Origin of the sequence: Streptomyces sp. NPDC093984 (genome assembly GCF_044764595.1) — a bacterium.
Classification (GTDB): Bacteria; Actinomycetota; Actinomycetes; order Streptomycetales; family Streptomycetaceae; genus Streptomyces; species Streptomyces cynarae.
Map to the genome: position 1 here is coordinate 114,413 of NZ_JBIWIM010000002.1, position 17,813 is coordinate 132,225.

Below are 17,813 nucleotides of genomic sequence, written 5' to 3' on the forward strand. Positions count from 1 at the left end.
CGCCCGCGCCCGATTACGCGACGGCCCGGCACCCGCTCGGGGGGTGCCGGGCCGTCGCAGTGCTCAGAGTTACTGCACGTCCTCTGGGCGCGCCTTGATCTCGGCGAGGTCCAGGTCGACCGGGAAGGGCACACTCACCTTCATCCGCTCACGAAAGATGCCCACGCTGGTGTAGGCGCCGGTGGTGGGCTCCAGCTCGAAGGCGTGCACAGCCGCGCGGCCCTTTTCGTCCTCGACCCGCCAGTAGTGGGGGATCTTGGCGCGAGCGTACTTCACGGGCTTGGTCTCGCGGTCGCGGGCAACGGAGTCCGCGGAAACGACCTCGACAGCGAGCACGACCGCTTCGGCTGGGAACCGGGTCTGCCCGGATTCCTTCCATGCTTCCCTGTGGAGCACGATCACGTCCGGCTCCGGCCGGTTCTGCTGGTCGATGTCGATGGTGAATTCGCGGAAGACCTCGAAGTCCGCTGGGGCCAGTGACCGCAACTGCCACTTGAAGAAGTCGACAGCGCGCTCGTGAAAGGCGGTCTGAGGACTCACGAAGACCAGGCTCCCGTCGATCAATTCCGTGTGCGGAGGCAGATTCGGAAGCCGGTCCAGGTCGTCGGCGGTCCAGCCGCCCTCCGGCGGGATCGGCCAGGTCGGGGTGGACGCCCTCGGTGCGACGCTCATCAGTGCTCCCATGGGACGGGGTCTCGCCGGTCCTTTCAGACTATCGACCGGAAACGGGCAGGTCTCCCACGCACGTGTGAACGATGGCCGTGTCCTTGACCGGGTGGACAGGGCCTGTGGATAACTCCGGGCCTGTCCGCGCGGCCCCCTATCGTGGACGCAGTGGTCGAAGGACGACTGACGGGGGACGGGCGATGGACGGGACGGCTGTGATGACCGAGGTGGGCGCGCCGGTGGTGGACGGTGGGAGCGAGGCGCTGGCCGCGCTGCACCGGGTCTTCGGGTACGACGCCTTCCGCGGCGAGCAGGAAGCGGTCATCGAGCATGTGGTGGCCGGCGGCGACGCCGTCGTGCTCATGCCGACCGGTGGCGGCAAGTCGCTCTGCTACCAGATCCCGGCCCTGGTCAGACCCGGTACGGGAGTCGTGGTCTCCCCGCTCATCGCCCTCATGCAGGACCAGGTGGACGCCCTGCGGGCGCTCGGCGTGCGCGCCGGGTTCGTCAACTCCACGCAGGACTTCGACGAGCGGCGCGTCATGGAGGCGCAGTTCCTGGCCGGTGAGCTGGACCTGCTCTACCTGGCGCCGGAGCGGTTGCGCCTGGAGTCCACGCTGGACCTCCTCTCCCGGGGCAAGATCTCGGTCTTCGCCATCGACGAGGCGCACTGCGTGTCCCAGTGGGGCCACGACTTCCGCCCCGACTATCTGGCGCTGTCCCTGCTCGGCGAGCGCTGGCCGGACGTGCCCCGGATCGCGCTCACGGCGACCGCCACCCGGGCGACGCACCAGGAGATCACCCAGCGGCTGAACATGCCGCGGGCCCGCCATTTCGTGGCCAGCTTCGACCGGCCCAACATCCAGTACCGGATCGTGCCGAAGGCCGACCCCAAGAAGCAGCTGCTGTCCTTCCTGCGCGAGGAGCACGCGGGCGACGCCGGCATCGTCTACTGCCTCTCGCGGAACTCGGTCGAGAAGACGGCCGAGTTCCTCACCCGCAACGGCATCGAGGCGGTGCCGTACCACGCGGGCCTGGACGCGGGCACCCGTGCGGCGCACCAGTCCCGGTTCCTGCGCGAGGAGGGCCTGGTGGTGGTCGCGACGATCGCCTTCGGGATGGGTATCGACAAGCCGGACGTGCGGTTCGTCGCCCACCTGGACCTGCCGAAGTCGGTCGAGGGCTACTACCAGGAGACGGGCCGTGCGGGGCGCGACGGACTGCCGTCCACGGCCTGGATGGCGTACGGGCTCAACGACGTCATACAGCAGCGCAAGCTCATCCAGTCCGGTGAGGGCGACGAGGCGTTCCGCCGCCGGGCCCAGGCGCACCTGGACGCGATGCTGGCGCTGTGCGAGACCGCGCAGTGCCGCCGCGGCCAGCTGCTCGCCTACTTCGGCCAGGACCCGCAGCCGGGCGGCTGCGGCAACTGCGACACCTGCCTGGAGCCGCCGGAGACCTGGGACGGGACGATCGCGGCGCAGAAGGTGCTCTCCACGGTCTGGCGGCTGCACCGGGAGCGGCGGCAGAAGTTCGGCGCGGTGCAGATCGTCGACATCCTGCTGGGCCGGCGCACGGCCAGGGTCATCCAGTTCGACCACGACCAGCTGTCCGTGTTCGGTATCGGCGAGGAGCTGACCGAAGGCGAATGGCGCGGCGTCATCCGGCAGTTGCTCGCGCAGGGGCTGCTCGCGGTCGAGGGCGAGTACGGGACGCTGGTGCTGACCGAGGCCAGTGGGGCGGTACTGCGGCGGGAGCGCGAGGTGCCGCTGCGCAAGGAGCCGAAGAAGCCGGCGGCGGTTCCCCGGTCGTCGGCGCCCTCGGCCCGGTCCGACCGCAAGCCGAAGGCGGCCGCCGCCGAGCTGCCCCCGGAGCTGGCCCCCGCCTTCGAGGCGCTGCGCGCCTGGCGTGCCGAACAGGCCCGGGAGCAGGGCGTCCCGGCGTACGTCATCTTCCACGACGCCACGCTGCGCGAGATCGCCACCGCCTGGCCCACGTCCATGACCCAGCTCGGCGGAATCAGCGGGATCGGCGAGAAGAAGCTGGCCACCTACGGGGAGGGCGTGCTCGGCGTCCTCGCCTCGCTCGGTGGAGCAACGAAGGCGCCTCAGGCCGCGACGACGCGCGACGAGCCGGAGCCGGACGACTGGCCCGCCGCGGACGACGAGCCGGAGCCGGACGAGTGGATATGAGCCGTCCGGCCATGAGCCGCCCGGCAGGGCTCACAGCGCACGTGCCGCGTATGCCCTGACGTCCGCGTCCGAGTCCGTCGTGGCCGTGGCGAGCGCCGCGCGGGCGCCGTCCGTGCGGGTGTGCCGGGTCAGCGCCAGGACGGCCGCCTTCCGGACGTCCGCGTCGGGGTCGGCGAGAGCCTTGGCGAGGGCGGGGACGGCCACCTCGGGGTCGGCGGCGGTGAGCGCGGCGGCGGCACCGGCGCGGACCTGCCAGGCGGAGTCGGACAGGGCGGCCGTGGCACGGTCGGCGAGCGGTGGCGGGCAGCCGACAGCGGCCAGTGCGCCGTAGGCGGCCGCACGGACCAGCGCGTCGGGGTCGCCGGTGAGGGCGGCGAGAGCGGACAGGACACCGTCCGCTCCCGTTGACCCTCCGCCACCGGGTCCTGCCGCGTCCACCGTGCCGAGGGCCTTGGCGAGCGTGACGCGGACCTCGCGCGACGGATCGGTGGTCGCGGCACGCACCAGCGGCGCGACCGCGTCGACCGAGACGAGGGCGCGCACGGCCTCGATACGGACTGTCGTGTCGGAGTCGGCGAGAGCCTCGGTGAACAGGTCGGCGTCGCCGAGCCGCAGCGCCCGCAGGACGTCCAACGCTGCTGCGCGGACGACGGGGTCGGGCTCACAGACGGCAGTGGCGAGGCGGTCGCGCAGGGCCGGCTCGGGTGGCAGCGTCTCCACGAGTTCGCGCAGTGAGGCCGCCGCGGCGGCGCGCACGTCGGCGTCGGCGTCGGAGAGCAGGCCGGCGAGGGCCGGTCCGGTGCCCGGTGGCACCGTCTCGGTCAGGACCGCGACGGCGGTTCGCCGCACGGAGGGGTCGGGGTCGGCCAAGTAGGTCCGCAGGGCGGTCAGTTCGGGCTGCTCCTCCGCCAGGGCGAGGAGGTCGAGCAGGCGGGGTGACGTCGGCGCGTCGGGGCCGGCCACGGGGCGGACGGCCTCGCCCGCCGCGGGCGACGTCCGCACCGCGGTGGGTGCCGCCTGCCGTGCCCCGGCCGTCGCCACCTGCTCCGGACGCACCTCGCCGAGCCGACGGGAGGGACCGCCCGCGGGGGCGAAGCCCTCCACCGGAACCAGGTAGGGAGCCACGGGACGTGCCGTGAACTCCATCGCACCAGAGGGGGACTTGTGCAGATCGAGATGGTGGAACCAGGACGCGTCGTCGCGTTCCGGATGGTCGATGCGGTCGTGGTAGAGGCCCCAGCGGGACTCCGTGCGGGCCAGGGAGGCGCGGGCCGCCATCTCCGCGCAGTCGCGGATGAAGGTGACCTCCGCGCAGCGCATCAGCTCGTGCGGGCTGCGAGCGCCCATCGAGGCGATGTCGGCGTGCATCCGGTCGAACGCCTCCAGCGCCAGGGACAGCCGGGCGCCGGACTTCGGCGGGGCCACGTAGTCGTTCACGAAGCGGCGCAGCTTGTACTCGACCTGGGGCTGCGGCGGGCCGTCCGGGTTGCGCAGCGGACGGTAGACCAGCTCGTGCGCCTCGCGGAGCTGGTCCTGCGGCAACTCGCCTTCGTAGGCCTGGTACCGCGCGGCGTCCTCACCGGCCAGCTCCCCGAACACGAACGCGCCGATCATGTAGTTGTGCGGCACACAGGCCAGGTCACCGGCGGCGTACAGGCGGGGGACCGTCGTCCGGGCGTGGTCGTCGACGCGGACGCCCGAGGCCGAGTGGCCGCCGCACAGGCCGATCTCCGAGATGTGCATCTCCACGTCGTGGGTGCGGTAGTCGTGGCCGCGGCCCGCGTGGAAGGTGCCGCGCGTCGGGCGTTCCGTCGAGTGCAGGATCGACTCCAGCGCCGAGATCGACTCCTCCGGCAGATGGCTCAGCTTGAGGTACACCGGGCCCCGGTCCGAGGCCACCTCCTCCGCGAACTCCGCCATCATCTGCCCGGACCAGTAGTCGGAGTCGACGAAGCGTTCGCCGTGCCGGTTGACCTGGTAGCCGCCGAAGGGGTTGGCCACGTAGGCGCAGGCCGGGCCGTTGTAGTCCTTGATCAGTGGGTTGATCTGGAAGCACTCGATACCGGTCAGCTCGGCGCCCGCGTGGTAGGCCATCGCGTAGCCGTCGCCGGCGTTCGTCGGGTTCTCGTAGGTGCCGTAGAGGTAGCCGGAGGCGGGCAGGCCGAGGCGGCCGCAGGCGCCGGTCGCGAGGATCACCGCGCCCGCTCGGACGGTCACGAAGCGTCCGGTGCGCGTGTGGAAGCCCGCCGCGCCCACGGCCCGGCCCCCGGACGTCAGCACCCTGACCGGCATCACGCGGTTCTCGATCCGGATCCGCTCCCGCATCTCGCGCCGCCGCAGCTGCCGGTACAGGACCTTCTTGACGTCCTTGCCCTCCGGCATCGGCAGCACGTAGGAGCCCGACCGGTGCACCTGGCGGACCGCGTACTCGCCGTGCTCGTCCTTCTCGAACTTCACCCCGTACGACTCGAGCCGCTGCACCATGGCGAAACCGCGGGTCGCGGTCTGCCGGACCGTGGACTGGTCGACGATGCCGTCGTTGGCGCGAGTGATCTCGGCGACGTAGTCGTCGGGCTCGGCGCGCCCGGGGACGACCGCGTTGTTGACGCCGTCCATGCCCATGGCGAGGGCGCCGGAGTGCCGGACGTGGGCCTTCTCCAGCAGGAGCACGTCCGCGCCGTGTTCGGCGGCCGTCAGTGCCGCCATGGTGCCGGCCGTGCCGCCGCCGATGACGAGGACGTCACAGGAGAGTTCCTCGGCGTCGGTGAGGGCGGGGATCTCCATCGGGGTGTCCACCAGGGCTGCCTTTCGCGTGCTCAGGAACCGAGTGAGGAGAGGACGTCACGGCGCAGGGCGAGCCGCGTCGGGTCGTCGTGCGCCGTACGGTCGCGCGGACGCGGCACGTCCCGTACGGCGAGGAGCCGGCCCGTGCCGAGCAGCGCCAGCCGGTCGCCGAGGTACAGGGCCTCGTCCACGTCGTGGGTGACGAAGACGACGGTCGCGCCCGTGCCGTGCAGCACCTCCACCAGCAGGTTCTGCATGCCGACGCGGGTCTGTGCGTCGAGGGCGCCGAAGGGCTCGTCCATGAGGACGGTGCTCGGGCCGGCGGCGAGAGCGCGCGCCAGTTGTGCGCGCTGGCGCTGGCCGCCGGACACGCGGTGCGGCAGGTACCGTGCGCGGTCGGCCAGTCCCACCCGCTCCAGCCAGGCGTCGGCCTGGGTGCGGCGCTGGGCGCGCGGAACGCCCTTGATGGCGAGGGGAAGCTCGACGTTCGCGCGCAGGGTGCGCCAGGGCAGCAGGGCGTCCTCCTGGAACACCAGCGCCCGGTCCGCGGCGGGACCGTTCAGGGGGCGGCCGTCCTGCTGCACCGTCCCGGCGAGCGTCGGCAGCAGCCCGGCCAGCGTCCGCAGCAGGGTCGACTTGCCGCAGCCCGAGGGGCCGACGACGGTGAGGATCTCGCCCGGGGCGATGTCCAGGTCGACGCCCTCGAGGACCGGTGCGCCGGGGCGGCCGAGCGTGGCTGCCCGCAGGGTGAGGCCGGCACCGGTGCGGGACGGCGACAGGAGGTCAGACGAACTGGTCATCGGGGACCTCCGCAACGGTGGTTCCGGTGCTGCTCGGCATCGGCGCGGAGGCGGCCGAGCGCTCCCGGGGAACGCGGTCCGCGGTGGCGTCGGAGGTCCGCGGGAGCCAGCCGGTCAGGCGGCGCCCGAGCAGCTCCACCGCCGTGGACGTCACCCAGCCGAGCACGCCGATCGTCACCATGCCGACGAAGACGTCCGGGTAGTCGACGACCGTGTAGTCCTGCCAGGTGCGGTAGCCGACGCCGTACTGGCCGGAGATCATCTCGGCGGAGATCACGCAGATCCACGACACGCCGATGCCGACGGACAGGCCGCCGAAGATGCCGGGCAGCGCACCCGGCAGGACGACCGAGCCGAGGACCCGCCACCGGCCGCCGCCCATGGTCCGCACCGCCTCCTCCCACACGGGGGTCAGCGCGCGGACCGCGTGCCGGGTCGAGACCAGCACGGGGAAGAAGGCGGCCGTGCAGGTGATGAAGACGATGCCCTGTTCGTTGCTGGGGAAGAGCAGGATCGCGACGGGAACCAGTGCGATCGCCGGGATCGGGCGCACCACCTCCAGCAGCGGGCCGAGCAGGTCCTCGGCGAGGCGGGAGCGTGCCACGAGCACGCCCGTGGCCACCCCGAGGACCGCCGCCAGCAGGAAGCCTGTGAGGATGCGGGTCAGGCTGTCGGCCAGGTCCGTCCAGTAGTCGCCGCCGGAGAGCCGGCCGGCGAAGGCGCGGGCCACCTCGGTGACCGTCGGGAACTGCGAGAAGCGCAGCCACACGTTGACGTTCAGGCTGGTCAGCAGCTGCCACAGACCGAGGGCGGCGGCCAGGGACGCCACCCTCAGCGCATACCGGCGGTACCGGGTCATGACGCCCTTCCCAGGGCGTCGGCGTACGAGATCGTGCGCGCCCCCGGGTGCGCCGCCACGTACGCCTGCGCGGTGGCCGGCGCGACGAAGGGGAGCAGCCGGCTGCCGTCCAGCACCCACACCGCACTGGCGGCGAACCACAGGGTGCCGGTGGTGGCGTCGGGCACGTACGCGGCACGGACGTCCGAGCGGTGCTGCGCCACGTACTTCAGCAGCTCATCGGGGGAGTCGAAGGTCCGCGTGGTCTCCGCGCCCTTGGGCCACACCTCGCTCGCGGCCGGGGGAGGCGTCGCGGCGAGATCCTTCGTGTACGCCGAGCCGAGTGCCTTCTTCGCGTACTGGTCGTCGACGAAGGAGTCCACGTCGATGTCACCCGTCAGCTTCTCGGACTTCAGGACCGACACGTCCTGCTTCAGCGCGGACACCAGCTGCGGCTTGACGGCCGGGTCGAAGGTGGAGATGCCGTGGGCGCCGTTGTAGAGGTAGACGACCTCGGCGGGCAGGCCGGTGGCCTTCGCGACCTTCTCGGCCGCGGCCACGGGATGGGCGTTCAGGTAGTCGGTCGCCTGCGCCTGCGCCTTCAGGAAGGCTTCCAGGACGGCCGGACGCTGCTTCGCGAAGTCCTCGCGCGCGGTGACGCCGTGGAACGTCGGAAGGTCGAGCTGCGCACCGTCGTACAGCGCCTTCGCCTTGCCCTGGTAGGCGAGCAGGCCCGGCCAGGCCACGAACTGGCTCAGCGCGTCCGCACTGCCGGCATCGAGCGCCGACGCGCCCACCGCGGGCTGCTGGTTGAGCTTCTCGATGCCCTTGTCCGGGTCGATGCCGGCGCGCTGCAGGGCTCGTACGAGGGTGCCGTCCGCGGCGGAACCGACGCTCGTGGAGACCTTCCTGCCCTTCAGGTCCTGCAGGGAGGCGAGCTTCGAATCCGGTGCGGTGACGATGGTGTTGAGGCCGCCGCGCAGGTTGTAGCCGGTGACGGAGACCAGGTGGGTGGGGCGGCCGAGCTGCTTTCCGCGGGCGGCGTTGATGAGGAGCGGGAAGTCGCCCATCGAGCCGATGTCGATCTTTCCGGCGGTCATCTGGGCGGTGATGGGGGCTCCGGTCGCGTAGTCCTGCCAGACGACCTTGTAGGTGTGGCCGTCGTGCAGGGCGCCCAGCTGCTGCTCGAAGTAGCCCAGGGAGCGCAGGAGGGTTCCCGCGGTGACGGTGTTGATGGTCTTGGACTGGTAGCCGACGGTGACGGTGATCGTGGAGCCGGTGCCCGCCTGTGCGCTCGTGCCGCAGGCGGCGAGCGGGAGGAGGAGGGCGGCCGTGGCGAGGGGGACTGCCGTGCGTTTCATGGGAGTTCGGGCCTCTCAGCGGAGCAGGTAGGGCATGTTGACCGTGACCGCTCCGGTGGGACAGCGGGCCGCGCACGGTCCGCAGTACCAGCACTCGTCGACGTGCATGTACGCCTTGCCGGTGCTCTCGTCGATGGCGAGGGAGTCCAGCGGGCACATGTCCACGCACAGGGTGCAGCCGTCGATGCACTTCGACTCGTCGATGGTCACGGGCACGTCGGCCCGCTGGGGCGCCAAGGGCATGGCTGTCTCCAGGAAGGTGCCCGGACAGGGCGAAAGGGGGGCGAACAGGGGTTACAGAGACCGGTGCAGAAGACCGCTCATGGTGATGCGGTCGCCGCGGAAGCGGATGAACTCCAGGTCGACGGGCCGGCCGTCGGCGAGGTGGGTGAGGCGTTCCAGCATCAGTACGGCGGCGCCGCGGGGGGCCTGGAGCACGGCGGAGGAGTGCGCGTCCGCGTTCACCGCTTCCAGGGTGATCTCGGCGTGGCCGAGGCGTTGGCCGGTGATGCCTTCCAGGAGGCGGAAGACGTCGGTGTTCTCCAGGTCGGCGTCGAGGAGGGCGGTGCCGATGTCGAGGGGGATGTAGGTGAGGTCCAGGGACAGGGGGAGGCCGTTCAGTCTGCGCAGGCGTTCGATGTAGAGGACGTCGGCGCCGGGTGGGACGTGGAGGCGCTCCGCCACGGGGGCGGGTGCGGGGGCGGGGCCCAGGGTGCGGACCTCGTTGGTGACGCGGCCGTGTTCGTGCAGGGTTTCCGCCAGGCCCATCAGCCGGTCCAGTCCATGGGGGTACTTGCGGGCGGCGACGATCGTGCCGACTCCCGGCAGCCGGTCCACCAGGCCCTCGGCGCGGAGGAGGTCGAGGGCCTGGCGGACGGTGTTGCGGGAGGCGCCGTAGTCGGTGCCGAGGGTGGTTTCGTGCGGGAGCGTGCCGTCCGGGAAGCCGCCGGTGAGGATCTGGTGGCGGAGGAGATCGGCAAGCTGCCTGGCCTGGTCCGCACGCAGCCGGCGACGCGTGCGGTGGGCGGCGACGGTGGTCGCGGCGCCCACCGCACCGGCGTGGTCCCGGATGCGGTCGGTGGGTGGCATGTCTCGAACCATACCGAGGCGGTAGGGAAAGCTGTGTTGCCGGATTGTTGCGCCATGTGCCGGGGCGTCATGTACGGCGATGAGCTGGGGTTTCGTGGGGCGGTGGGGCAAGATCTGCCACTGCCGGGTGAGCGGGCGCGCAGGTGGCCGGGGCGCCCGGGGGGAGGTTCCGCAACTCGGCGGTGTGAGGTGTCGCTGCGCCCACCCCGGGCCGCCCCGGCGGCACGACCGCCCGCAGCTACGACAGGCCGGCCGGCGCCACCCGCCCCGTCACCTCCCCGAGACCCACCCGCGTCCCACCCGGGCCCGGCGCCCACGCCGTCAGTGTCACCACGTCCCCGTCCTCCAGGAACGTCCGTTTCCCGTCCGGAAGTTCGAGAGGGTCCCGCCCGTTCCACGTCAGTTCCAGCAGTGAGCCGCGTTCGTGCTCCGTCGGGCCGCTCACCGTGCCGGAGCCGTAGAGGTCGCCCGTGCGCAGGGACGCGCCGTTCACCGTCATGTGCGCCAGTTGCTGGGCCGCCGTCCAGTACATGGTGGAGAACGGCGGCTCGGAGACGACATGGCCGTTGATCGCGACGGAGATGCGCAGGTCGTAGCCCCCCGGTTCCTCCTGTGAGTCGTCCAGGTACGGCAGCAGCGGATGCGTGCGCCCGGGCGGGGCCACCCGCGCCTCCTCCAGCGCGTCCAGTGGGGTGATCCACGCCGAGACCGACGTGGCGAACGACTTGCCGAGGAACGGCCCGAGCGGCACGTACTCCCAGGCCTGGATGTCCCGCGCCGACCAGTCGTTGAGCAGGCAGAGCCCGAACACATGGTCGCGGAAGGCCGTGAGCGGCACCGGTCGCCCCAGCCGCGACGGCACGCCCACCACGAAGCCCACCTCCGCCTCGATGTCCAGACGGACGGAGGGCCCGAAGACCGGCGCCGGGTCGGCGGGAGCCTTGCGCTGTCCCGACGGCCGCACGACATCCGTGCCCGACACCACCACCGTGCCGGACCGGCCGTGGTAGCCGATGGGCAGGTGCTTCCAGTTGGGGGTCAGGGAGTCCGCCGCGTCCGGGCGGAAGATCTGCCCGACGTTGCGGGCGTGGTTCTCGGAGGCGTAGAAGTCGACGTAGTCCGCGACCTCGAAGGGCAGGTGCAGCGTCACCTCGGAGAGCGGGTGCAGCAGCGGCTCCACGGTCTCCCGGTGCGCGGGCACCGTCACCCACGCCGTCAGCGCCCGCCGCACATCCGACCAGGTGGTGCGGCCCGCGGCCAGCAGGGGGTTCAGGGACGGACGCGCCAGCAGGGAGGCGTACGGGGAGCCGAGCGCCGCGGCCGCCGCGCCCGCGTCGAGCACGTGGTCGCCCAGGCGGACGCCGACGCGCCGCTCGTCGGAGCCGGCGGGGGAGAAGACGCCGTAGGGGAGGTTGTGCGGGCCGAAGGGGTCGCCCTCGGGGACGTCGAAGGGGGGCATGGGATGCTGCCTCGCTTTCGTGCACTTCGGGTGTGCCGTGCATGGGGGTGCGTTCAAGTGCGGTCCATGTGGTCGCCGCACACGTTACGGGTGAGTCATCTGTCTTGGGCAGTGTCTAAAGAGTTTGCAATGTCCGTATTGGCCTTGTCGGAGCGGGCAATTCCGGCTTAGCGTCCTTTGGGGGACACGGACGGGGTGGGTCCGGTCCGTAGGGGGGACACGTGGGGGGACCCGTGGCCAGGAGCACCGGTGGTGTGCCGTTCGACGCGGACCGCGACGTGCCGGGGCTCATCGTGAAGTTCGGCGACTACCCGCTGCACCACGGCGGGGTCGGCGCGATCCGCAGCCTCGGCCGGCTCGGCATACCGATGTATGCGATCACGGAGGACCGCTACACACCGGCCGCGGCCTCCCGCTATCTGCGGCGCGCCTTCGTGTGGCCGACCACCGGGACCGAGAAGCCGGAGCGGCTCGTGGAGGGCCTGCTGCGCATCGGGCGCCGTATCGGCCGGCCGACGGTCCTCGTCCCCACCGACGAGGAGGCAGCGGTCCTGATCGCCGAGCACCAGGACGCCCTGACCGGACCCTTCCTGTTCCCGAAGGTGGACGCGGGGCTCCCGCGCCGCCTCGCCAGCAAGCAGGGACTGCACGAACTGTGCGTGGAACACGGCATCCCGAGCCCGCAGGCCGCCTTCCCGCAGTCGTACGACGACATCCTGCGCTTCGCCGACAGGGCCCGCTTCCCGCTCGTGGCGAAGAACCGCGAGGCGTTCGTGCGCCGCGAACGGCCCGCGGTGGGCGGCACGACGAAGATCGCCACCCGTGAGGGGCTGCTCAGGCTCGCCCGCGAGTGGGGCGAGAAGCCGGGCGTGATCCTCCAGGAGTACCTGCCCCGGGAGCAGGCCGAGGACTGGATCGTGCACGCCTACTGCGACCAGGACGCCACCCCGCTCGCCCTGTTCACCGGCGTCAAGGTGCGCTCCTGGCCGCCCCACGCGGGCATGACGGCGAACGCGTACGTCGTCGACAACCCGGAACTCGCCGATCTCGCCGCACGCTTCATCAAACAGATCGGCTTCACCGGCGTCATCGACCTCGACCTGCGCTTCGACCGGCGCGACGGACAGTACAAACTGCTCGACTTCAACCCGCGCATGGGCGCCCAGTTCCGGCTCTTCGAGAGCGAGTCGGGCGTGGACGTCGTCCGCGCCATGCACCTGGACCTGACCGGCCGCGCCGTACCGGAGGGGGAACAGCGCGCCGGCCACCGGTACATCGTGGAGAACATCGACCTGCCCGCCCTGCTCGCCTACCGCCGCAGCGGCTACACGACACCGCACGCACCGGCCCGTGCGAGCGGCACGGAACTGGCCTGGTTCGCGGGGGACGACCCGCTGCCGTTCGTCACGATGCTCGCGCGCTTCGTGCGGCCGGGCGCGAAGCACCTGTATCAGCTGTGGCGGACCAACCGCCGCGGCGGCACGACCCGTACGTCGTAGGCGTACGGCCGGTACGTGGAGGCGTACGACCGGTACGCCGCACGCGTACACGCTCCACCACGAAGTAGGCACGTAGCGTCCTGGGGAGGGACTTCGTGATTCAACCGGTAGCAGTCATCGGCGCCGGGCCGTTCGGCCTGTCCACCGCCGCCCATCTGCGGGGGCGCGGCATCCCGGTCCGCGTCTTCGGCGAACCCATGGTCAGCTGGCGCGACAACATGCCCGCGGGCATGCTCCTGAAGTCCACCCCGGTCGCCTCGAGCATCGACGCGCCCCAGCGCGGCCACACCCTGGCCGACTACTGCGACGCGGCGGGCGTCCGCCGGCTGGTGACGGACGAGGACATCATCCCGGTCGAGACGTTCATCGCGTACGGGGAGTGGTTCCAGCAGAAGCTGGTGCCCGAACTGGAGCGGGTCCGGGTGGTCTCCGTGGACCGCCGCAAGGGCGGTGGCTTCGATCTCAAGCTGGACTCGGGCGAGTTGTTCACCGCTCGGGCGGTCGTGGTGGCGACCGGCCTGTCGGGCCTCGCCCACCTCCCGCCGGAGCTGGCCGCCGCGGCAGCCGACGGCCCCACGCCCACCGGCCCGGTCTCGCACAGCTCCCAGCACCATGACCTCAGCAGGTTCTCCGGCAAGGAGCTGCTGGTCGTCGGCGCCGGCCAGTCCGCGCTGGAGACGGCGGCGCTGGCGGCCGAGGCGGGCGCACGGGTGCGCGTGGTGGCGCGCGGGAGCGGCAAGGTCGCCTTCGGCGCTCCCCCGTGGGACCAGCCGAAGCTGCGCCCCGAGTCGCCCTTCGGCCGTGCCTGGTCCCTGTGGGCGCTCAGCTACTACCCCCACCCGTACCGCTTCCTGCCCACCCAGACCCGCCACTACCTGGTGCGTCGCGTCCTCGGCCCGCTCGGCGCGTGGTGGCTGCGCGACCGCTTCCAGGAGAACGTGCAGGTGCGTGAGGTCGAAGGGATCATCCGTGCGTCCGTGGCGGACGGCAGCCCGGCCCTGACGGTCCGGACCCACACGGGCCGCACGGAGAAGATGACCGCGGACCACGTCATCGCCGCGACCGGCTACCGCGTGGACATCTCCGCGATGGACTTCCTGGGCCACGAACTGCGCACACGGCTGGCGGTGAGCCGGGGCGCCCCGAAGCTCGGCGCGGGCTATGTGTCCTCGGTCCCGGGCCTGTACTTCACGGGCCTGCCGGCGGCGGCCTCGTACGGGCCGGTGATGCGATTCGTCTGCGGCACGGAGTTCGCGTCGCCGCGCCTGGCGAAGCACCTGGCGACGGCTCACGGCTGACACCGGCCGGCCACCGGAGCACCCCGTGGCCCTTCCCCTCGGAAGGGTCACGGTTGTGGAGTCGGATGCCGACCGGTTCTCGGCAGGAGGGCCGGAGATCGGCCGGCGGTCGACAGACGCCCGGAGGTCGGCCGGTTATCGGCAGGGGGCCCGGAGGCCGGCCGTGGGTCAGTCGTGGGTCAGCCGTGGGTCGGCCGGTTCACGACTGGTGGCCGGACGTCAGTTGGTTCGCGGTGAATGGCGGGGGTGTTCCATCCGTATTCTCTGATCATGGCCGCACCCCTCGCATATTCACTCATCGCCACTGACCTGGACGGGACGCTGCTGCGCGGTGACGACACGCTCTCCGACCGGTCCAGGGACGCGCTGGCGCGGGCCGCCGCGGCCGGCGTGCAGCACCTCGTGGTGACGGGGCGTCCGGCCCCCAGGGTGCGGCCGCTGCTCGACGACCTGGGCGGCAGGGGGCTCGCGGTGTGCGGACAGGGCGCGCAGGTGTACGACGCCGGCGCGGACCGGCTGCTGTTCTCCGTCACCCTGGACCGGGAGTTGGCCGAGACCGCGCTCGGCAAGATCGAGGCCGAGGTGGGGCAGGTGTACGCGGCCGTCGACCAGGACGGCGTGGACGGGCTCACGCTCATCGAACCCGGCTACCGGATGCCGCACCCCACGCTGCCCGCGGTGCGGGTCCAGCGGCGCGACGACCTGTGGTGCGCGCCCATCAGCAAGGTGCTGCTGCGCCATCACACCCTGACCGACGACGAGTTGGCGACGGCGGCGCGCAGCGCGGTCGGTTCGCTGGCGACGGTCACCATGTCCGGGCCCGGCACGGTCGAACTCCAGCCGTGCGGCATCACCAAGGCGACGGGGCTCGCGCTCGCCGCCGAGTATCTGGGCCTCGGGCCGTCCCGGACCATCGCGTTCGGTGACATGCCGAACGACATCCCGATGTTCGACTGGGCCGCGCACGGCGTCGCCATGGCGAACGCACACCCCGAACTCAAGGCGGTCGCCGACGAGATCACGAAATCGAACGAGGACGACGGCATCGCCGTCGTCCTCGAACGACTCTTCAGGGGCCGCTAGACCTCGGCTTCAGCCTCAGCCCCGGTACGCGCGGCGCACAGCGTCAGTACGCGCCGTGGACGTTGTCGATGGAGCCGTACCGGTGGGCGGCGTAGTTGCACGCGGCCGTGATGTTCGCCACCGGGTCGTAGATGTTCCAGGACGTGCCCGGCACGTGGTACGCGCGGAAGGTCGGGTCGATGACCTGGAGGAGGCCCTTGGACGGGATGCCCATCCGGGCGTTGGAGTCCCAGAGGTTGATGGCGGACGGGTTGCCCGACGACTCGCGCATCACGTTGCGGTAGATGCCGTAGTAGGAGCCGGGGATCCTGTGCTGCCGCATGACGACCAGCGACTGACGGATCCAGCTGTCGAGGTTTCCGGCGCGCGTCGTCACGGTCTTGGCGGCGGCGGTCGTGGTCGTCGCGGAGGTGGGGGTCGCGGCGGAAGCGCTGGTCGCTCCCAGGACCGGAAGGGCCAGAACGGCGGCACCCGTCCCCGCGACAGCGAGGGCACGGGTGAGGCGCGCGGCCTTGGAGCGGCGGTCCCGACGGCGTGCGGGCAGGGCGAAAGCGGGCATGTCGTAGTCCTCTCCGGCGCCTGCGAGGTGAGCTGTCGGGTTCGGGCTGGGAGGTGCCCGGCCGTGTCCTCGGTGTCGAGGCATCGGCTTCACCCCAAGCCGTTCCGGCGCTGTGTCCGGTCCGGCGACTTACCTGGGTCCCCCGCTCCTGCCGTGGTGGTCAATGGATCGCGGGCGGCGGCAGGATTCGGCGTTCCGCTCGGATCGATTGGGAAGGTATGCGAGAGCACATGTCGGGAACAAGCCTGGAAGTCACACTGCGAGGTAAATGACCATGAAATGCGGGAATAAGGGATGTGATCCATTTTGTTGAACAGAGTTCAACTTGGCATAAGCAAAGGGGAAGTTGAGATTCCGCATGCTCCGCACCGCCTTCCGGCGGCGTGAGCTAACTCACTCGCGCTTTCCTTGATCGCCACCCGTAATTCAGGGCCCTGGGGCGGCAATTCGGACAAAAGGTTCGGCGTCCGTCTTCGATGGCGGTATTTATGGGGGCGAATTGCGGCAATTCGGACATCGTTCGGGTCTACGGGAACTCTCCATCTCCGGATCCGAAGGCGTGACCGACGTCACTCGTCATGCCATCTCGTCACGCCCTGCGGATCTGTACGCGCGCGTGCCTCGGGTTCCGCGCGCCCCCGTCAGGACCGGGTGTGCGCCCGGCCGGGTGATGGTGCCGGGCGGGGCGGCCGGGGGCCGCGTGACCCTGCGGAGGCCTTGGGGGTGCCGGGCTGCTCCGGAGGCGGGATGCGAGGGGGCGTTTCAGGGGACCGGTGCGCGTCGCCGGCCACCGGGAGGGGCAGCTTTCCGCTATGTCGCTCCAAACCCGCTCGTATCACCTGATCAAGAACATGCCTCTCGTGATCCGATACGGCCCGGCCTGGAACAGCGGGCACTCGTGGTGATCGAAACCCGACCGGATACGCTGACTTGAGTGATGGCGGCGACAGATCGACAAACTCGGTGAGCCGAGTCGTCCAGGCGACGCCATCGATCAAGTGACCGACCTCGATACCGACCGTGTGATCGTCAGCAGACGTCAGCAGACAGGAGACCTCACGTGACCGTCGTCGGGCCGTTCGGGCTGAGCGTGCGGGACCAGGCTCTGGAAGCCGATGTCCAGGCCGGATTGGCCGCTGTCGAGGAAGGGCTGCTCGACGCCACGAAGAGCGAGGTGCCCTTCATCACCGAGGCCGCGCAGCATCTCGTACGCGCGGGCGGGAAGCGGTTCCGGCCGCTGCTCGTCATGCTCGCGGCGCAGTTCGGTGACCCGTACGCGCCGGGGGTCGTCCCCTCGGCCGTGGTCGTGGAGCTCACCCACCTCGCCACGCTGTACCACGACGACGTGATGGACGAGGCCGATGTGCGGCGCGGGGTGGCCAGCGCGAACAGCCGCTGGGGCAACTCGGTGGCGGTCCTCACCGGCGACTTCCTGTTCGCCCGCGCGTCCCACATCCTGGCCGACCTCGGCCCGGAGGCGGTCCGCATCCAGGCGGAGGCGTTCGAGCGGCTCGTCACCGGCCAGATCCTGGAGACGGCGGGCCCGCGGGACGGCCGTGACCCGGTGGAGCACTACCTCGACGTCCTCGCCGGCAAGACGGGCTCCCTGGTGGCGGTGGCGTGCCGCTTCGGCGCGATGATGTCGGGCGCCGACGAGACGGTCGTGGACGTGCTGACGCAGTACGGCGAGCGTCTCGGCGTGGCGTTCCAGCTGGCCGACGACGTCCTGGACATCGCCTCCGACTCCCACGAGTCCGGCAAGACACCGGGGACGGACCTGCGCGAGGGCATCGCGACCCTCCCGGTCCTGCGCCTGCGCGAGCGGGCCCAGCGGCACGGGCTGCCGGAGGACGTCGCCCTGTGCGAGCTGCTGGAATCCGACCTCACGGACGACGCCCGCCACGCCGACGCCCTCGCCCGCCTCCGGGTCCACCCGGCCCTCGAGCAGGCCCGACGCGACGCGGTCCGCTACGCGGAGGACGCCCGTTCGGCTCTGGCCCCGCTGCCGGACTGCGGCGCGAAGGCGGCCCTGACGGACATGTGCGACGCGGTGGTGCACCGGGCGGGGTGACGCGCCAGGCGTCCCCCTGAGCCCCGCGCCCGGCGTGTGCCACGTCACACGTCCTTCGGCGCGCCCTGCCGACCCCTACGGGTGGGGCGCCGTGTCCCGCCCGTCATGTCATAC

General features: G+C 71.5%; 14 protein-coding genes and 1 riboswitch. Of the genes, 5 read left to right on the plus strand and 9 right to left on the minus strand.

Going from position 1 to position 17,813, the window contains the following annotated elements:
* Nucleotides 1-69: 69 nt before the first annotated feature.
* Nucleotides 70-672 carry a Uma2 family endonuclease gene (locus tag ACIRC0_RS08325; protein ID WP_403613049.1) on the minus strand — a complete coding sequence of 201 codons (603 nt, stop codon included), beginning with the start codon at nt 670-672 and terminating at the stop codon, nt 70-72.
* A 194-nt stretch (nt 673-866) separates the two neighbouring features.
* Here ACIRC0_RS08325 and recQ point away from each other — a divergent pair, with 194 nt between their 5' ends.
* Nucleotides 867-2,858: a DNA helicase RecQ gene (gene recQ, locus ACIRC0_RS08330; protein ID WP_403613051.1), complete on the plus strand. Its 1,992-nt coding sequence runs from the start codon at nt 867-869 to the stop codon at nt 2,856-2,858.
* 30 nt (nt 2,859-2,888) lie between these two features.
* On the opposite strand, the gene ACIRC0_RS08335 is transcribed toward recQ, so the two are convergent.
* From ACIRC0_RS08335 to fahA, 7 genes are all read right to left on the minus strand, one after another.
* Entirely contained in the window at nt 2,889-5,642 is a 2,754-nt protein-coding gene (locus ACIRC0_RS08335) for a fumarate reductase/succinate dehydrogenase flavoprotein subunit (protein WP_403614657.1), read from the minus strand.
* Between the two features lie 32 nt (nt 5,643-5,674).
* On the minus strand, nt 5,675-6,442 hold the full coding sequence (locus ACIRC0_RS08340; RefSeq protein WP_403613053.1) for an ABC transporter ATP-binding protein: 768 nt from the start codon (nt 6,440-6,442) through the stop codon (nt 5,675-5,677).
* Complete coding sequence (locus ACIRC0_RS08345) at nt 6,426-7,301, minus strand: ABC transporter permease (RefSeq protein ID WP_403613056.1); 876 nt, start codon at nt 7,299-7,301, stop codon at nt 6,426-6,428. Before ACIRC0_RS08345 ends, ACIRC0_RS08340 begins: the two co-directional genes overlap by 17 nt.
* Nucleotides 7,298-8,641 (minus strand): ABC transporter substrate-binding protein, encoded by a 1,344-nt coding sequence (locus ACIRC0_RS08350; protein ID WP_403613058.1) that lies wholly within the window; start codon nt 8,639-8,641, stop codon nt 7,298-7,300. Before ACIRC0_RS08350 ends, ACIRC0_RS08345 begins: the two co-directional genes overlap by 4 nt.
* A gap of 15 nt (nt 8,642-8,656) precedes the next feature.
* Nucleotides 8,657-8,884: a ferredoxin family protein gene (locus tag ACIRC0_RS08355; protein ID WP_103838192.1), complete on the minus strand. Its 228-nt coding sequence runs from the start codon at nt 8,882-8,884 to the stop codon at nt 8,657-8,659.
* 51 nt (nt 8,885-8,935) lie between these two features.
* On the minus strand, nt 8,936-9,730 hold the full coding sequence (locus tag ACIRC0_RS08360) for a GntR family transcriptional regulator (RefSeq protein ID WP_403613061.1): 795 nt from the start codon (nt 9,728-9,730) through the stop codon (nt 8,936-8,938).
* A 238-nt stretch (nt 9,731-9,968) separates the two neighbouring features.
* Complete coding sequence (gene fahA / locus ACIRC0_RS08365) at nt 9,969-11,189, minus strand: fumarylacetoacetase (protein WP_403613063.1); 1,221 nt, start codon at nt 11,187-11,189, stop codon at nt 9,969-9,971.
* Between the two features lie 254 nt (nt 11,190-11,443).
* Between fahA and ACIRC0_RS08370 the strand changes: the two genes are divergently transcribed.
* The 3 genes from ACIRC0_RS08370 to ACIRC0_RS08380 all read left to right on the plus strand — a co-directional run bounded on the left by ACIRC0_RS08370 (nt 11,444) and on the right by ACIRC0_RS08380 (nt 15,069).
* Nucleotides 11,444-12,688 carry an ATP-grasp domain-containing protein gene (locus ACIRC0_RS08370; protein ID WP_403614660.1) on the plus strand — a complete coding sequence of 415 codons (1,245 nt, stop codon included), beginning with the start codon at nt 11,444-11,446 and terminating at the stop codon, nt 12,686-12,688.
* A 95-nt stretch (nt 12,689-12,783) separates the two neighbouring features.
* On the plus strand, nt 12,784-13,986 hold the full coding sequence (locus ACIRC0_RS08375) for an FAD-dependent oxidoreductase (RefSeq protein WP_403613065.1): 1,203 nt from the start codon (nt 12,784-12,786) through the stop codon (nt 13,984-13,986).
* 270 nt (nt 13,987-14,256) lie between these two features.
* On the plus strand, nt 14,257-15,069 hold the full coding sequence (locus ACIRC0_RS08380; RefSeq protein WP_403613068.1) for an HAD family hydrolase: 813 nt from the start codon (nt 14,257-14,259) through the stop codon (nt 15,067-15,069).
* Between the two features lie 43 nt (nt 15,070-15,112).
* Here the strand turns inward: ACIRC0_RS08380 and ACIRC0_RS08385 are convergent, their stop codons facing one another.
* A complete protein-coding gene (locus tag ACIRC0_RS08385) occupies nt 15,113-15,628 on the minus strand; it encodes a transglycosylase SLT domain-containing protein (RefSeq protein ID WP_403613071.1) in 516 nt (171 codons plus the stop codon).
* Nucleotides 15,629-15,632: 4 nt separating this feature from the next.
* A riboswitch (cyclic di-AMP (ydaO/yuaA leader) is annotated at nt 15,633-15,797 on the minus strand.
* Nucleotides 15,798-16,688: 891 nt separating this feature from the next.
* On the opposite strand from ACIRC0_RS08385, the gene ACIRC0_RS08390 reads away from it, so the two are divergent.
* On the plus strand, nt 16,689-17,699 hold the full coding sequence (locus ACIRC0_RS08390; RefSeq protein ID WP_403613073.1) for a polyprenyl synthetase family protein: 1,011 nt from the start codon (nt 16,689-16,691) through the stop codon (nt 17,697-17,699).
* The last annotated feature ends 114 nt before the right edge of the window (nt 17,700-17,813 follow it).

Coding starts and splice junctions, on each gene's coding strand:
- ACIRC0_RS08325 (WP_403613049.1), bottom strand. CDS start 672: ATGAGCGTCGCACCGAGGGCGTCCACCCCGACCTGGCCGATCCCGCCG.
- recQ (WP_403613051.1), top strand. CDS start 867: ATGGACGGGACGGCTGTGATGACCGAGGTGGGCGCGCCGGTGGTGGAC.
- ACIRC0_RS08335 (WP_403614657.1), bottom strand. CDS start 5,642: ATGGAGATCCCCGCCCTCACCGACGCCGAGGAACTCTCCTGTGACGTC.
- ACIRC0_RS08340 (WP_403613053.1), bottom strand. CDS start 6,442: ATGACCAGTTCGTCTGACCTCCTGTCGCCGTCCCGCACCGGTGCCGGC.
- ACIRC0_RS08345 (WP_403613056.1), bottom strand. CDS start 7,301: ATGACCCGGTACCGCCGGTATGCGCTGAGGGTGGCGTCCCTGGCCGCC.
- ACIRC0_RS08350 (WP_403613058.1), bottom strand. CDS start 8,641: ATGAAACGCACGGCAGTCCCCCTCGCCACGGCCGCCCTCCTCCTCCCG.
- ACIRC0_RS08355 (WP_103838192.1), bottom strand. CDS start 8,884: ATGCCCTTGGCGCCCCAGCGGGCCGACGTGCCCGTGACCATCGACGAG.
- ACIRC0_RS08360 (WP_403613061.1), bottom strand. CDS start 9,730: ATGCCACCCACCGACCGCATCCGGGACCACGCCGGTGCGGTGGGCGCC.
- fahA (WP_403613063.1), bottom strand. CDS start 11,189: ATGCCCCCCTTCGACGTCCCCGAGGGCGACCCCTTCGGCCCGCACAAC.
- ACIRC0_RS08380 (WP_403613068.1), top strand. CDS start 14,257: ATGGCCGCACCCCTCGCATATTCACTCATCGCCACTGACCTGGACGGG.
- ACIRC0_RS08385 (WP_403613071.1), bottom strand. CDS start 15,628: ATGCCCGCTTTCGCCCTGCCCGCACGCCGTCGGGACCGCCGCTCCAAG.